This window comes from Rhodoferax sp., from assembly GCF_034519335.1.
Lineage (GTDB): Bacteria > Pseudomonadota > Gammaproteobacteria > Burkholderiales > Burkholderiaceae_C > Allorhodoferax.
On record NZ_JAXHOL010000040.1, the window covers coordinates 109029 to 122989 of the forward strand.

The 13961-nt window shown below is 62.2% G+C and carries 14 protein-coding genes; 11 read left to right on the top strand and 3 right to left on the bottom strand.

Going from position 1 to position 13961, the window contains the following annotated elements; all coding sequences use genetic code 11:
- Positions 1-3: 3 nt before the first annotated feature.
- Together U5O12_RS18305 and U5O12_RS18310 are read left to right on the top strand one after the other, a co-directional pair.
- Positions 4-897: a DUF1932 domain-containing protein gene (locus U5O12_RS18305; protein WP_416221524.1), complete on the top strand. Its 894-nt coding sequence runs from the start codon at positions 4-6 to the stop codon at positions 895-897.
- Positions 898-935: 38 nt separating this feature from the next.
- The gene (locus tag U5O12_RS18310; protein WP_322580029.1) at positions 936-1883 is read left to right on the top strand and encodes an AEC family transporter; all 948 of its coding nucleotides are present in this window, start codon (positions 936-938) and stop codon (positions 1881-1883) included.
- Positions 1884-1893: 10 nt separating this feature from the next.
- Here the strand turns inward: U5O12_RS18310 and U5O12_RS18315 are convergent, their stop codons facing one another.
- Together U5O12_RS18315 and U5O12_RS18320 are read right to left on the bottom strand one after the other, a co-directional pair.
- The gene (locus U5O12_RS18315) at positions 1894-2847 is read right to left on the bottom strand and encodes a tripartite tricarboxylate transporter substrate binding protein (protein ID WP_322580169.1); all 954 of its coding nucleotides are present in this window, start codon (positions 2845-2847) and stop codon (positions 1894-1896) included.
- Between the two features lie 154 nt (positions 2848-3001).
- Positions 3002-3919 (bottom strand): LysR family transcriptional regulator, encoded by a 918-nt coding sequence (locus U5O12_RS18320; protein WP_322580030.1) that lies wholly within the window; start codon positions 3917-3919, stop codon positions 3002-3004.
- A gap of 123 nt (positions 3920-4042) precedes the next feature.
- On the opposite strand from U5O12_RS18320, the gene U5O12_RS18325 reads away from it, so the two are divergent.
- The 8 genes from U5O12_RS18325 (at position 4043) to U5O12_RS18360 (ending at position 10599) form a co-directional block, all read left to right on the top strand.
- A complete protein-coding gene (locus tag U5O12_RS18325) occupies positions 4043-4750 on the top strand; it encodes a substrate-binding domain-containing protein (protein ID WP_322580031.1) in 708 nt (235 codons plus the stop codon).
- A gap of 48 nt (positions 4751-4798) precedes the next feature.
- Positions 4799-5827, top strand: coding sequence for an amidohydrolase family protein (locus tag U5O12_RS18330; protein ID WP_322580170.1), 1029 nt, complete (start codon positions 4799-4801; stop codon positions 5825-5827).
- Positions 5828-6125: 298 nt separating this feature from the next.
- A complete protein-coding gene (ligK, locus tag U5O12_RS18335) occupies positions 6126-6809 on the top strand; it encodes a 4-carboxy-4-hydroxy-2-oxoadipate aldolase/oxaloacetate decarboxylase (protein WP_322580032.1) in 684 nt (227 codons plus the stop codon).
- A gap of 9 nt (positions 6810-6818) precedes the next feature.
- Positions 6819-7757 (top strand): amidohydrolase family protein, encoded by a 939-nt coding sequence (locus U5O12_RS18340; protein ID WP_322580033.1) that lies wholly within the window; start codon positions 6819-6821, stop codon positions 7755-7757.
- A 1-nt stretch (position 7758) separates the two neighbouring features.
- Positions 7759-8208 (top strand): protocatechuate 4,5-dioxygenase subunit alpha, encoded by a 450-nt coding sequence (ligA, locus tag U5O12_RS18345; RefSeq protein WP_322580034.1) that lies wholly within the window; start codon positions 7759-7761, stop codon positions 8206-8208.
- A gap of 5 nt (positions 8209-8213) precedes the next feature.
- A complete protein-coding gene (locus U5O12_RS18350) occupies positions 8214-9116 on the top strand; it encodes a class III extradiol dioxygenase subunit beta (RefSeq protein ID WP_322580035.1) in 903 nt (300 codons plus the stop codon).
- Position 9117: 1 nt separating this feature from the next.
- Positions 9118-10080, top strand: coding sequence for a Gfo/Idh/MocA family oxidoreductase (locus U5O12_RS18355; protein WP_322580036.1), 963 nt, complete (start codon positions 9118-9120; stop codon positions 10078-10080).
- Between the two features lie 69 nt (positions 10081-10149).
- Positions 10150-10599 (top strand): DUF2721 domain-containing protein, encoded by a 450-nt coding sequence (locus U5O12_RS18360; RefSeq protein ID WP_322580171.1) that lies wholly within the window; start codon positions 10150-10152, stop codon positions 10597-10599.
- A 19-nt stretch (positions 10600-10618) separates the two neighbouring features.
- Here U5O12_RS18360 and U5O12_RS18365 read toward each other — a convergent pair whose 3' ends face one another.
- On the bottom strand, positions 10619-12688 hold the full coding sequence (locus U5O12_RS18365; protein ID WP_322580037.1) for a molybdopterin oxidoreductase family protein: 2070 nt from the start codon (positions 12686-12688) through the stop codon (positions 10619-10621).
- 77 nt (positions 12689-12765) lie between these two features.
- Here U5O12_RS18365 and U5O12_RS18370 point away from each other — a divergent pair, with 77 nt between their 5' ends.
- Positions 12766-13959, top strand: coding sequence for a M20 aminoacylase family protein (locus U5O12_RS18370; RefSeq protein WP_322580038.1), 1194 nt, complete (start codon positions 12766-12768; stop codon positions 13957-13959).
- Positions 13960-13961 lie beyond the last annotated feature (2 nt).

Consider the following 13961-nt stretch of genomic DNA (forward strand, 5'->3'; position numbering starts at 1 on the left):
GCCATGGCCTTGCCACTGCAACATCTGGGTCTGGTGGGCTATGGCGAGGTGGGGCGCATCTTTAGCGCTGGCCTGCGCAGCCATTTCGCCTCCTGCAGCGCTTGGGATTTGAAGTTTGCGGACCCGGCCACGGGTGCTGCAACCCAGGCCATTGCAGCAGGCGAGCAGGCCATGCTCTCCATGGCTGCGCTATGCGCGCAGAGCGACTTCATCATCTCCGCTGTCACCGCCTCCAACACCTTGGCCGTGGCCGAAGCGGCAGCACCGCACCTGCGCCCCGGCACCGTGTTTCTGGACCTCAACTCTGCATCGCCGGGCACCAAGCAGCAGGCGGCCGCATTGATTGAGGCGGCGGGTGCTCGCTATGTGGAAGCTGGCGTGATGACCTCGGTGCCGCCCTATGGCATCAAGGTGCCCATGCTGCTGGGCGGCCCCTTGGCCGCAGAGCTGGCCGAGCAGCTCAACGCCCTGGGCATGGATGCCAAGGCCGTGGCCCCCGAGATTGGTGTCGCCTCGGCCATCAAGATGTGCCGCAGCGTGATGATCAAGGGCCTGGAGGCGCTGGTGATCGAGAGCTACGCCACCGCCCGCGCCTACGGGGTGGAAGACCACGTGCTGCCTACGCTGGTCGAAACCTTCCCCAGCATCGACTGGGAGACCCAGGGCGCCTACTTCTTCAGTCGCGTGGTGCAGCACGGCCAGCGCCGTGCTGAAGAGATGCGCGAATCGGCGCGTACCGTGGCCGAGGCTGGCTTTGCGCCCACCATGGCCAGCGCCATTGCCGACAAGCAGCAGTGGGTGGCCGACCAGGCGCGCGCCGGGGTGTTGGCCCATGTGGGCAAGAACGCACCCTGGCAGGTGTACGCTGACGCCCTGCTGGCCGCGCGCAAGGACTGAGACCCGCGCCCCTTTCTGTTCTGATCGTTTAGGTTCCCATGCTCGACATCCTGGCCATCACCGGCCCTATCTACCTGTGCATTGCCATGGGCTACCTCTGCACCCGCATGGGCATATTCAGCAAGCCTGACCTGCGCGTGCTGGGCAAGTTTGTGCTCAACCTTGCCTTGCCCGCGCTGCTGTTCAATGCCATTGCCCAGCGTCCGCTGCACGATGTCATGCACTTTGATTACCTTCTGGCCTATGGCCTGGGCTCATGCGTGATGATCCTGGGCGCCTACCTGTGGGCGCGGTATGTGAACCGCAGCACGGGCAGCTACCGTGCTTTCTTTGCCATGGGCACAGCGTGTTCCAACAGCGGCTACATGGGCTACCCCGTGGTGCAACTGGTGCTGGGCAGCATTGCGCCGGTGGCGCTGGCACTCAACATGCTGTTTGAAAACCTCATCAAGCTGCCCGTGCTGCTGACCCTGGCGGACAACGCCGATGCGGGTGGACACCGCCCCTGGGGAACCGTGCTGCGCGACATTGCCCAAGGCTGGGTACGCACGCCCATGCTGGTGGTGATTCCGTTGGCGCTGCTGGTGTCGGTGATGGGCTGGAGCTTGCCTGGACCGCTGGCGCGCACCATCACCCTGTTTTCGCAGGTCACCACCGGGCTGGCGCTGTTTGTGATTGGCGGGGCGCTGGTGGGCTTGCAGCTCAGGGGCAAGCGCCGGCTGGTGGGGCACATCACGCTGGGCAAGCTGGTGCTGCATCCGCTGTGTGTGTTCCTGGCGTTCACCTTTGTGGTGCCGATTGCCGACCCGCAGCTGCGCACCGCCGCGCTGCTGTTTGCCGCCATGCCCATGCTGGGGGTCTACCCCATTCTGGCGCTGAAGTACGGCCACGAAGAGGTGAGTGCGGCGACCTTGCTGGCCGCCACCATCGGCTCGTTTTTCACCCTCAACGCCTTGTTGTGGGTGCTGAAGCACTACCCCTTGTAGGCCTGCGCGCTCAGTCTGCCTTCACCCGCCCGCCGCTGATCACCGGCTTCCAGCGGGCAATCTCGGCAGCAATCAGCTTGCCGAAGTTGGCCGGGGTGTCGGGCGTGGCGATGGCGCCTTCGGCATTCAGGCGGTTCTTGAGTTCTGCGGAGTTCAGGGCCTGGTTGATCTGGGTGTTGAGCTTGGCCACGATGTCCGCCGGTGTGCCTGCCGGTGCGACTACGCCGTACCACTGGTCAGCCTCAAAGCCCGGGTAGCCACTTTCGGCCACCGTGGGCAGGTCGGGCAGGGCGTCCATGCGCTTGGGGCTGGAGACGGCCAGCGCGCGCAGCTGCCCGTTCTTGATTTGGCTGAGCACGGCGGGTGCCCCGGTGAACAGCAGCTGCGTCTGCCCGCCGACCAGGTCCGTCACCGCGGGGGCCGTGCCGCGGTAGGGAATGTGCAGCAGTGAGGTGCCGGTTTGCAGCTTGAAGTATTCGGTGGCCAGGTTGGCCGCGCTGCCGTTGCCGCCAGACCCGTAGTTCATCTGTCCCGGTTTGGCTTTGGCCAGCGCCACCAGCTCTTTCACGGTTTTGGCTGGCACGCTGGGGTGCACCACCAGCACATTGGGCACCCGCGCCACCCAGGCCACGGGCGCAAAACTCTTGATCGGGTCGTAGGGCAAGTTGGGGTACAGCGAGGGGTTCACTGCCAGGGTGCCAATATGGCCCATCAGCAAGGTGTAGCCGTCGGCCGGCGCCTTGGCCACCTTGTCCGCGCCAATGGCGCCGCCCGCGCCCGGCACGTTGTCAATCACGACCGATTGGCCCCAGACCTCGGTGAGTTTTTGGCCAATGGCGCGCGCCAGTATGTCCGTGGAGCCGCCGGGGGTGAAGGGCACGACCAGGCGGATGGTTTTGTTGGGGTAGCTGGCGGTGCCCTGCGCAAGCGCAGTTTTAGCATGAAATAGGCCGCTAGCCCCCATGGTTATTGCGCAAACAGCTATCAATTTGTGAGTAATTTTGGCCATAACGATGTCGCCTACTGTGTTGGTTTGACTCGGAGTTTGTGCGGCGCGCCCCCCAGTCGGCAAGTTTGTGTCTGCCATAGCAGCTATGCCAAAAGGCGCAGTGCGGTTGCTAGCGGTGGATGGCCTTGAGCACCACCTGGTTCACCACGTCCATGGCCTTGCGCTGGGTTTGGGTGGTGGGGCGGCGCGATGACCACACCAGCATCAACTGGCTCATGATGCGCGGGCTGTGGATGGCTTGCACGGTGAAGGTGTCGGGGTTGTCAAAGTTGCTGAGTGTGTAGCTGGGCAGCACGGCATGGCCCATGCCTTCTTTCACCAGGTTCAGGATGGCGTTTAGCCCGTCCACCTCCAGCATCACCTCGGGGCGGCGGCCAATCGCCATCATCTCGCCCTCAATCAGGATGCGAAAGGCATTGGGCCGGCTGGGCAGGATCAGCGGCAGCTCGGCCACATCCTTGAGGCTGATGGCCGGTGCGGGTTTGGCGCGTTTGCCTTTGCTACTGGACTGTGGGTTGTGCGAGATCAGCGACAGCTCGTCTTCGTCCAGCGTGCTCATTTCCAGTTCGCTGCTCTGGCCAGGGTTGTAGAGCACGGCCATGTCCAGGTTACCCAGGCGCAGGCCCTCGTGCATCTGCACCGAAAAACCTTCGGTCAGTGTGAGCTGTGCCTGCGGCAACTGTTCGCGAAACGCCAGCACCAGTGGCACGGTGATCAGCTTGGACAGGCTGGGTGGCAGGCCGATGGACACCCGCCCGGCCAACGCGCCGCGCGCCGCGCCCAGCTCTTCGCGTGTGAGCTGCACCTGGTGCAGGATGCCACGCCCGTGCTCCAGCAGCAGCTTGCCAGCCTCGGTGGGCACGGCGCCCCGGCCGTTGCGCGTCAGCAGGTTCTGCCGCAATTCCACCTCAAGCAGGCGGATCTGGCGGCTCAAGGCGGGCTGGGCCACGTCCAGCGAGATGGAGGCACGGGTAAAACTGCCCATTTCGGCCACGCGCACAAAGTATTCAAGCTGTTTGAGGTCCATGAACTGGCTCCAAATGGGGATTCGCATCAGCGAATAGCTGCGTCCTAATTATGCCAATTTGAGATAGCTGCTAGTGCTCCCCTCGGCTTATCAAATAGCAGCCCGCCGACCAGAATACCGAGCATGTCCAACACCGTCTCCACTGCTCCTGAGGCCCTGAAGTGCATCTCATCCATGGCCACGCGCTTGCTGCTCAATGCGCTGGCTGCCGACTTCACGGTGCAGACCGGTCAAGCGGTGCACATTGAATCCGTGGGTGGCGTGGATGCCGCCAAACGGGTGCAAGCCGGCGAGGTGTTTGACGTCGTGTTTCTGGCGTCCGATGCCATCGACAAGCTGATCGACGCGGGGCATTTGCAGGGTGCCCGCGTGGACCTGGTGCATTCCGGTGTGGCCGTGGCCGTGCCGGCGGGCGCGCCGCAGCCTGATATTGCGACTGGAGACGCCGTGCGCGCAGCAGCGTTGGCCGCGCCCACGCTGGGCTATTCCACCGGCCCCAGCGGGGTGGCGCTGGTCAAGCTGTTTGAGCGCTGGGGCATTGCCGAAGCCGTGCAAAGCCGCATCGTGCAGGCGCCACCCGGTGTGCCTGTGGGGGCGCTGGTGGCGCGTGGCGAGGTGGCGTTGGGCTTTCAGCAGCTCAGTGAGCTCATCCACGTGGAGGGCATCACCATCGTGGGCCCGCTGCCCGCAGCCATTCAGATCACCACCACTTTTTCTGCCGGCGTGGGCAGCCAGTCCATCCAGCCCGAGGCGGTGCGCGCCTTGCTGGCCTTCATGGCCTCGCCCCAAGCCGCCGCTGCCAAGCAGCGCGAAGGCATGCAGCCCGCCTGAACCTTATTCATCCAAGAAGAACCCAAGGAGAGACCCGTGAAGAAGCCCCTGATCATTGACTGCCACGGCCACTACACCACCGCGCCCAAGGCGCTGGAAAACTGGCGCAACGCCCAGATCGCCAACCTCAATACGCCCGAGCTGGGCCCCAAGGTCGCTGACCTGAAGATCAGCGACGACGAGCTGATCGAGACCATCGAGACCAACCAGCTGCGCCTGATGAAAGAGCGGGGTTCCGACCTCACCATCTTCAGCCCGCGTGCCAGCTTCATGGCGCACCATATCGGCGACTTCAACACCAGCGCCACCTGGGCGGCTATCTGCAATGAGCTGTGCTTCCGTGTGAGCCAGTTGTTCCCCGATAACTTCATCCCCGCCGCCATGCTGCCGCAGAGCCCCGGTGTGGACCCTTCCACCTGCATCCCCGAGCTGGTGAAGTGTGTGGAGCAATACGGCAACGTGGGTATCAACCTGAACCCCGACCCCAGTGGTGGCCATTGGAATTCGCCTCCGCTGTCGGACAAGGCGTGGTTCCCGATCTACGAGAAGATGGTGGAGTACGACATCCCCGCGATGATCCACGTCAGCACCAGCTGCAACGCGTGCTTCCACACCACCGGCGCGCATTACTTGAACGCGGACACCACGGCCTTCATGCAGTGTCTGACCAGCGATCTGTTCAAGCTGTTCCCCACGCTGAAGTTTTTGATTCCCCATGGCGGCGGCGCTGTGCCCTACCACTGGGGCCGGTTCCGTGGGCTGGCGCAGGAGTTGAAGAAGCCCTTGTTGGAAGAGCATTTGCTCAACAACATTTACTTTGATACGTGTGTCTACCACCAGCCCGGCATTGATTTGCTCAACACCGTGATCCCGGTGAAGAACGTGCTGTTTGCGTCCGAGATGATTGGAGCGGTGCGGGGTATTGACCCGCAGACCGGCAACTATTACGACGACACCAAACGCTATATCGAGGCGTCCAAGATTTTGAGTAATGAGGACCGATTTGAGATTTACGAAGGCAATGCGCGGCGGGTGTTTCCTCGGTTGGATGCGGATTTGAAGGCCAAAGGTCGTTGAGTTTTTTGCGGTGGTGGGGGCTCGGGGTGGCTATGCGTTTTGCTGCGTGTCCCCCGCCCGCTTTGCGGGCTCCTCCTTTACCTCCGCAAAACGCATAGCCACCCCGAGCCTTGCGGCGTGTGTTGGAAGTGCGAATAGAAAAGACACTTCTTCGCAGCGGTGGAGTAGGGGTGAGTGCCGCAGCGAAGTAAAGGAGGAGCCCGCGCAGCGGGCGGGGGACATGAGCGGAGGCACTCTCCCCTGATCCGCCGCGGGTCCAGCCCAAAACTTGGACAAGAAATTCTGAGGAGAAATGAATATGTATGAACTAGGTGTCGTCTACAGAAACATCCAGCGCGCAGACCGCGCAGCCGCTGACGGCCTGGCCGCGCTGGGCTCTGCCACTGTGCATGAGGCCATGGGCCGTGTGGGCTTGCTCAAGCCCTATATGCGCCCCATCCAGAGCGGCGTGCAGGTGTCCGGTACGGCTGTCACCGTGCTGCTGCAGCCCGGCGACAACTGGATGATGCACGTGGCGGCGGAACAGATTCAGCCCGGTGACATCGTGGTGGCCACCGTGACCGCCGAGTGCACCGACGGTTTCTTCGGTGACCTGCTGGCCACCAGCTTTCAAGCCCGTGGCGCGCGCGCCCTCATCATCGACGGCGGTGTGCGCGACGTGAAAGAACTGCAGCGCATGGGCTTCCCGGTATGGAGCAAGGCCATCAGCAGCAAGGGCACCATCAAGGCAACATTGGGCTCAGTGAATATTCCCATCGTCTGTGCCGGCATGCTGGTGACGCCGGGTGACGTGATCGTGGCGGACGATGACGGTGTCGTCTGCGTACCCGCAGCACGTGCCGCCGCCACGCTGGAAGCCGCGCAGAAGCGTGAGAGCTTTGAAGGCGAGAAGCGCGCCAAGCTGGCCGCCGGCGTGCTGGGGCTGGACATGTACAAGATGCGCGAGCCCTTGGCCGCCGCAGGCTTGAAGTACTTCGATTGAGGGCAGGACATGAGCAAACCCACTTCTGATGACTTCACCAAAACCGCAGGCTGGATGGACTGGTACACCGGTCCGGCCAAGCCCAAGTTCCAACTTCCCGCTGGCGCGGTGGATGCGCACTGCCATGTGTTCGGCCCGGGCGCGGAATTTCCGTATGCGCCCGAGCGCAAGTACACGCCCTGCGACGCCTCCAAGCACCAGTTGTTTGCCCTGCGCGACCACCTGGGCTTTGAGAAAAACGTGATCGTGCAGGCCACCTGCCACGGCGCGGACAACCGCGCCTTGGTGGATGCACTGCTGGCCAGCAATGGCAAGGCGCGTGGTGTGGCCACCGTCAAGCGCAGCGTCACGGAGGAAGAAATCCAGGCCATGCACGACGCCGGTGTGCGCGGCGTGCGCTTCAATTTCGTCAAGCGTCTGGTGGACTTCACACCCAAGGACGAGTTGTTGGAAATTGCCAGCCGCATCGCCAAGTGGGGCTGGCACGTGGTGATCTACTTCGAGGCGGTAGACCTGCCTGACCTGTGGGACTTTTTCACCGCGCTGCCCACTACCGTGGTGGTGGACCACATGGGCCGGCCCGACGTGGCACTGCCGGTGGACGGCCCGCAGTTCGCGTTGTTTGAGAAGTTCATGCGCGAGCACAGCAATGTGTGGAGCAAGGTGAGCTGCCCCGAGCGCTTGAGCGTGAGCGGCCCCAAGGCACTGAACGGTGAGCAGAACGCCTACCGTGACGTGATTCCGTTTGCCAAACGCATCGTCGAGCAGTTCCCCGACCGTGTGCTCTGGGGCACCGACTGGCCGCACCCCAACCTGAAGGATCACATGCCCGATGACGGACTGTTGGTGGACTTCATTCCGCACATTGCGCCCACCGCCGAGCTGCAGCGCAAGCTGCTGGTGGACAACCCCAACCGCCTGTATTGGCCTGAAACCCTGAAAGGCTGATATGGCCCTCGACAAACCCTACCAAGACATTCCCGGCACCATCATTTTTGATGCCGAGCAAAGCCGCAAAGGCTACTGGCTCAACCAGTTCTGCATGAGCCTGATGAAGCCCGAAAACCGCACTCGTTTCAAGGCAGACCAGCGTGCTTACCTGAACGAATGGCCCATGAGTGAAGAGCAGCGCCAGGCGGTGATCGACATGGACCTGAACCGCGCCATGCTGCTTGGCGGCAACATTTACTTCCTGGCCAAGATCGGTGCCACCCATGGCCTGAGCTTTCAGCAGATGGCCGGCAGCATGACCGGCATGACCGAGGTGGAGTACCGCGCCATGATGATGGCCGGCGGCCGCTCGGCGGAAGGCAACCGCTACATCGGTGAGGATGGCGATGCCCAGGCCCACCGCCAACCCCAAGGCCAACACAACGCAGCTGGCGTCAAGAAAGACTGAACCCCATGGCCAAAATTACCGCATCTGTATTCACATCTCACGTACCCGCCATCGGCGCGGCGATGGACTTGGGCAAGACCCAGGAAGACTACTGGAAGCCGCTGTTTGCGGGCTACGACTTCTCCAAACAATGGATGAAGGACAACAAGCCCGACGTCATCTTCCTGGTCTTCAACGACCACGCCACGGCATTCAGCCTGGACATGATCCCTACCTTCGCCATCGGTACTGCCGCAGAGTACACACCTGCCGACGAGGGCTTCGGCCCCCGCCCCGTGCCCAAGGTAAAGGGGCATCCCGATCTCGCCTCCCACATTGCCCACTCGGTGATCCAGCAGGACTTTGACCTCACCATCGTGAACAAGATGGATGTGGACCACGGCCTGACCGTGCCCCTGAGCCTGATGTGCGGTGAGAAGGACCCGGTCAAGGACAGCTGGCCCTGCCCGGTGATTCCGTTTGCCGTGAACGTGGTGCAGTACCCGGTGCCCAGCGGCCAGCGCTGTTTCAACCTGGGCAAGGCCATCCGCAAGGCGGTGGAGAGCTATGACAAAGACCTGAACGTGCACATCTGGGGCACTGGCGGCATGAGCCACCAGCTGCAAGGCGCGCGCGCGGGCTTGATTAACCGCGCGTGGGACAACGCCTGGCTGGACCAGATGATTGCCGACCCGGCCGCCTGCGCCGCCACGCCCCACATCGACTACGTGCGTGAGGCGGGGAGTGAAGGCATTGAGCTGGTAATGTGGCTGATCGCCCGCGGTGCGATGTCAGATGTGCCCTACAACGACAAGGATGCTACAGATTTAATAGCTGCTCGCGCACACTCTGTAAGCGTCAAACACCGTTTTTACCATGTGCCCGCCAGCAACACCGCAGTGGGCCATTTGATTTTGGAGAACAACTGATATGAGTAAAACCATCAAAGTCGCCCTCGCTGGGGCTGGTGCGTTTGGCAACAAACATTTGGACGGCATCAAGAACATTGAAGGCGTGGAAGTGGTCTCGCTGATCAGCCGTGATCTGGACAAAACCAAAGAAGTGGCTGCCAAGTATGGCATCGGCCATGTGACCACAGAGCTGTCGGAAAGCTTGGCACTGCCCGAGCTGGATGCTGTCATCCTCTGCACCCCCACCCAGATGCACGCCGAGCAAACGCTGGCCTGTCTGAAGGCCGGCAAGCACGTGCAGGTGGAAATACCCCTGGCCGACAGCTGGGCTGGCGCCGAGGCGGTGGTGGCTGAACAGAAGAAGACAGGCTTGGTCGCCATGTGCGGTCACACCCGCCGCTTCAACCCAAGCCACCAGTACGTCAACGAGCAGATCACAGCCGGCAAGTTCAACATCCAGCAGATGGATGTGCAGACCTATTTCTTCCGCCGTACCAACACCAATGCGCTTGGCCAGGCCCGTAGCTGGACCGACCACTTGCTGTGGCACCACGCGGCCCACACCGTGGACTTGTTTGCCTACCAAGCCAATAGCCCCATCGTGCAAGCCAACGCCATTCAGGGTCCCATCCACCCGGTGCTCGGCATCGCCATGGACATGAGCATCCAGCTGCGTGCGGCCAACGGTGCGATCTGTACCTTGTCACTGAGCTTCAACAACGACGGCCCCTTGGGTACCTACTTCCGCTACATCGGCGACACAGCGACCTACCTCGCCCGTTACGACGATTTGTATACCGGCAAAGAAGAAAAGATCGACGTAAGCAACGTGGCTGTCAGCATGAACGGTATTGAGCTGCAAGACCGCGAGTTTTTTGCTGCCATCAAAGAAGGGCGCGAACCCAACTCCAGCGTAGGCCGCGTGTTGGACTGCTACCGCGTGCTGCACCAGTTGGAGCAGCAATTGGCCCAACAGAAATAGAGCCCCGCCCTACAATGCGACGCCATGCCTGCACGAGCCGGCATGGCGTTTTTTATTGAGGTGTATGCAATGCCCTTTCCCCTTGAGCCGGATGCGGTCTCCCACGGAATCCAGCTGGCGGTTGCGCCCGTCTTTCTTTTGACAGCAGTGTCCGGCATGATTGCGGCGGTGTCCGGACGACTGGCGCGCATCATCGACCGGGCGCGCAATGTGGAAACCCGCATAAAGCAGGGCACCCACCCTGCGGAAGATGCAGATGGCTATACCGAACTCGCGGAGCTGCGAACTCGCGGTTTGCTAGCGAATTCGAGCATTGCGTTGTTAACGGCCTGTGCGTTCCTGATCGGCCTCACAATCGTGGTGTTGTTCCTTGGCGAGACGATTGACTTCCCCGGCTTACGTATCTCCATCTTTACGTTTGTCGGAGGTGTCGTGTGCTTTTTGAGCGCCTTGATCTGCTTCATGGTGGAGACTTTCATCGCCACCCGTCTGCTCAAATTTGGACGCAACAAGCGCTGAACGCCGTTGCGTTGGTAACTCAGGTCTTTTTCACCTCGACCGCGCAGTCGTAAAACGTTGGTGCGCGTCCCATGTCGGTCAGGCGTTGGCTGGTCAGCTCGTTCACATTGGTGCCGTCGCGGCCCAGCTTGCGCCACCAGATGCCCAGGCCGTTGACCACTCCGGGGCGTGCGCGGGCGGACACGCGCGCCACACAGCGGTGGGTGCCGCGGCCGTTGAATACCGTCACCTCATCCCCATCCGCGATACCGCGTGGCGCAGCATCGGTTTCATGCAGTTCCACCAGGGGTTCGCCTTCGATGTCGCGCAGGCTCTTTACGTTCACAAAGGTGGAGTTCAAGAAGTTGCGTGCGGGTGGCGAGATCATGGCCAGCGGGTATCTCGCATCCGCTCCTGCGGGTTCGTAGTTGGGCAGGTGGTCGGGCAGGCCGTCGTCCCCGCGCGCAGCCAAGCGCGCGCTGTAAAACTCGCACTTGCCGCTTGGTGTTGGAAAGCCGCCATCGGCAAACGGCGCATCGGAAACGGGCAGGGGCGCGTAGCCCTGGCTCAGTAGCAAGCCAAAGTCCACCTTGTCGCCAAAGGCAGTCCGGCACAGGCTCTCATCAGACTCGGCAAACACGTCTTCGGTGTAGCCCATGCGCTGCGCCAGGTCGCGGAAGAACTGGGTGTTGGTGCGCGCTTCGCCCAGTGAGGCAATGGACGGGCGGTTGAGCAGGATGTCGGTGTGGCCGTAGCTGCTGTGCACGTCCCAATGCTCGAGTTGGGTGGTGGCGGGCAACACATAGTCCGCGTAGTCCGCCGTGTCGGTCTGGAAGTGTTCCAGCACCACGGTAAACAAATCGTCGCGCGCAAAGCCTTGCACTACCTTGGCGGACTCCGGTGCCACCGCCACAGGGTTGCTGTTGTAAACGATGAGGGCTTCAATGGCAGGTCCGAATTCCGGGCTGGCCGGACGCAGCAAGTCGTCACCAATGGTGCTCATGTTGATGGTGCGTGGTGTGCGGCCGGCCAGCAGTTCGGGCCGCTCCAGTGCCATGGTCTGGGTGGGCACATAGCCCGAGCTCGACAGCAGCACACCTCCGGCACGGTGCCGCCAGGCGCCTACCAGCGCGGGCAGGCAGGCGATGGCGCGAACGGCATTGCCGCCGCCACGCACCCGCTGCAGACCATAGTTCATGCGGATGGCCACAGGCTCGCCTGCGTGCGCGATCTGGCCGTATTCGCGGGCCAATGCACGCACTTCGTCGGCAGTGATGCCACACACCTCTGCGGTGCGCTCAGGCGTCCATTGCAGGGCACGTTCGCGCAGGCCCTCCCAACCCAGGGTGTGGCGGTCAATGTAGTCGTAGTCCAGCCAGTCGTGGGTGATCAGCTCATGCATCAGGCCCAGCGCGAGTGCGGCATCGGTGCCGGGTAGCAGGGCGATGTGCTGGTGGCATTTTTCGGCCGTCTCAGAGCGGCGCGGGTCGATGCAAATGATGCGCGCACCGTTGCGCTTGGCGGTTTGAACGTAGCGCCAGAAGTGCACATTGCTGGCAATCGAGTTGCTGCCCCAGATCAGGATGAGCTTGGCCTCTGCAAAGAACTCCACCTTGGTGCCGACCTTGTTGCCTAAAGTGAACGTCAGTGCCTCCGCGCCGGCCGAGGCGCAAATGGTGCGGTCCAGCCGGGCCGCGCCCAGCTTATTGAAGAAGCGGGCAGCCATCCCTTCGCCTTGCACGCGCCCCATGGTGCCGGCGTAGCTGTAGGGCTGAATAGCCTGTGGGTCGCGAGCGGCAATGGTCTGGAGCTTGTTTGCAATATCGCTCAGCGCCCCGTCCCAGCTCACGCGTTCAAATTGGCCGGACCCTTTGGGCCCCACGCGTTTGAGTGGGTGCAGCAGCCGATCGGAGTGGTAAGTGCGTTCGGTGTAGCGGGACACCTTGGTGCACAGCGCGCCGTTGGTGGCGGGGTGCTCCGGGTTGCCCTGTACCTTGATGGCCACGCCGTTCTGTACGGTGACCAGCATGGAGCAAGTGTCGGGGCAGTCGTGGGGGCAGGCACCCAGGACTTTGTGTTCGGGCGTGGAAGATAAATTCTCTGGATGCATGGCTCTACTTTAGCGAGTCTGGTCTGTGGGTGTCATCGGCGCGGTGCACAATCCATTTTCTTGCTGGAGCCCGCACCATGAAACTGCTAGACCCAATTGTTGCCAATGCCCCGCAGATTGCTGCGCTGCGCCGCGATTTGCACGCCCATCCTGAGCTGTGTTTCGAAGAAGTGCGCACCGCCGATCTGGTTGCCGCCAAGTTGACCGAATGGGGCATCCCCATCCACCGTGGCATGGGCACCACCGGGGTGGTGGGCATAGTCCAAGCGGGTACTTCCAGTCGCGCTATCGCCTTGCGCGCAGACATGGATGCACTGCCCATGCAGGAGTTCAACACCTTTGCCCACGCCAGCCAGCACCCGGGCAAGATGCACGCCTGCGGTCACGACGGGCACACCGCCATGCTGCTCGGTGCGGCCCAACATTTGGCCCAGCACCGCCACTTTGATGGCACGGTCTACCTGGTGTTTCAGCCGGCCGAAGAGGGCGGTGGCGGCGCACGCGAGATGATCAAGGACGGACTGTTTGAGCAGTTCCCGGTGGAGGCTGTTTTTGGCATGCACAACTGGCCTGGCATGCGCGCCGGTACCTTTGCCGCGAGCCCAGGGCCGGTGATGGCGTCCAGCAACGAATTCAAAATTGTGATTCGCGGCAAGGGGGGTCATGCGGCCATGCCGCACAATGCCATTGACCCCGTGGTGGTGGCCTGCCAGATGGTGCAGGGCTTCCAGACCATCATTAGCCGCAACAAAAAGCCGATCGACGCGGGCGTGATATCCGTCACCATGATCCACACTGGCGAGGCCACCAACGTGATCCCTGATCAGTGCGAAATTCAGGGCACGGTGCGCACCTTCACCATCGCGGTGCTGGACATGATTGAGCAGCGTATGCGCGACCTCGCCCAGCACACCAGTGCGGCCTTTGGTACAACCTGTGAATTCCAGTTTGTTCGCAACTACCCGCCCACCATCAACAGCGCCAAAGAGGCCGAATTTGCACGCAAAGTGATGGCCAGCATCGTGGGGGAGGAAAACGTGCTTGCGCAAGAGCCCACCATGGGGGCGGAAGACTTTGCCTACATGCTGCAGGCCAAACCTGGCTGCTACAGCTTTATTGCCAATGGCGACGGTGCCCACCGCGAGATGGGCCATGGCGGCGGCCCTTGCATGTTGCACAACCCAAGCTACGATTTCAATGACGCCCTTTTGCCGCTTGGCGCCACCTACTGGGTGCGCTTGGCCGAGCAATGGCTCGCAACGCCGACCTGAAC

Excerpts from the sequence above, each read along its gene's own strand:
- U5O12_RS18305 (WP_416221524.1), top strand. The coding sequence starts at position 4 with ATGGCCTTGCCACTGCAACATCTGGGTCTGGTGGGCTATGGCGAGGTG.
- U5O12_RS18310 (WP_322580029.1), top strand. The coding sequence starts at position 936 with ATGCTCGACATCCTGGCCATCACCGGCCCTATCTACCTGTGCATTGCC.
- U5O12_RS18315 (WP_322580169.1), bottom strand. The coding sequence starts at position 2,847 with ATGGGGGCTAGCGGCCTATTTCATGCTAAAACTGCGCTTGCGCAGGGC.
- U5O12_RS18320 (WP_322580030.1), bottom strand. The coding sequence starts at position 3,919 with ATGGACCTCAAACAGCTTGAATACTTTGTGCGCGTGGCCGAAATGGGC.
- U5O12_RS18325 (WP_322580031.1), top strand. The coding sequence starts at position 4,043 with ATGTCCAACACCGTCTCCACTGCTCCTGAGGCCCTGAAGTGCATCTCA.
- ligK (WP_322580032.1), top strand. The coding sequence starts at position 6,126 with ATGTATGAACTAGGTGTCGTCTACAGAAACATCCAGCGCGCAGACCGC.
- U5O12_RS18340 (WP_322580033.1), top strand. The coding sequence starts at position 6,819 with ATGAGCAAACCCACTTCTGATGACTTCACCAAAACCGCAGGCTGGATG.
- ligA (WP_322580034.1), top strand. The coding sequence starts at position 7,759 with ATGGCCCTCGACAAACCCTACCAAGACATTCCCGGCACCATCATTTTT.
- U5O12_RS18350 (WP_322580035.1), top strand. The coding sequence starts at position 8,214 with ATGGCCAAAATTACCGCATCTGTATTCACATCTCACGTACCCGCCATC.
- U5O12_RS18355 (WP_322580036.1), top strand. The coding sequence starts at position 9,118 with ATGAGTAAAACCATCAAAGTCGCCCTCGCTGGGGCTGGTGCGTTTGGC.
- U5O12_RS18360 (WP_322580171.1), top strand. The coding sequence starts at position 10,150 with ATGCCCTTTCCCCTTGAGCCGGATGCGGTCTCCCACGGAATCCAGCTG.
- U5O12_RS18365 (WP_322580037.1), bottom strand. The coding sequence starts at position 12,688 with ATGCATCCAGAGAATTTATCTTCCACGCCCGAACACAAAGTCCTGGGT.
- U5O12_RS18370 (WP_322580038.1), top strand. The coding sequence starts at position 12,766 with ATGAAACTGCTAGACCCAATTGTTGCCAATGCCCCGCAGATTGCTGCG.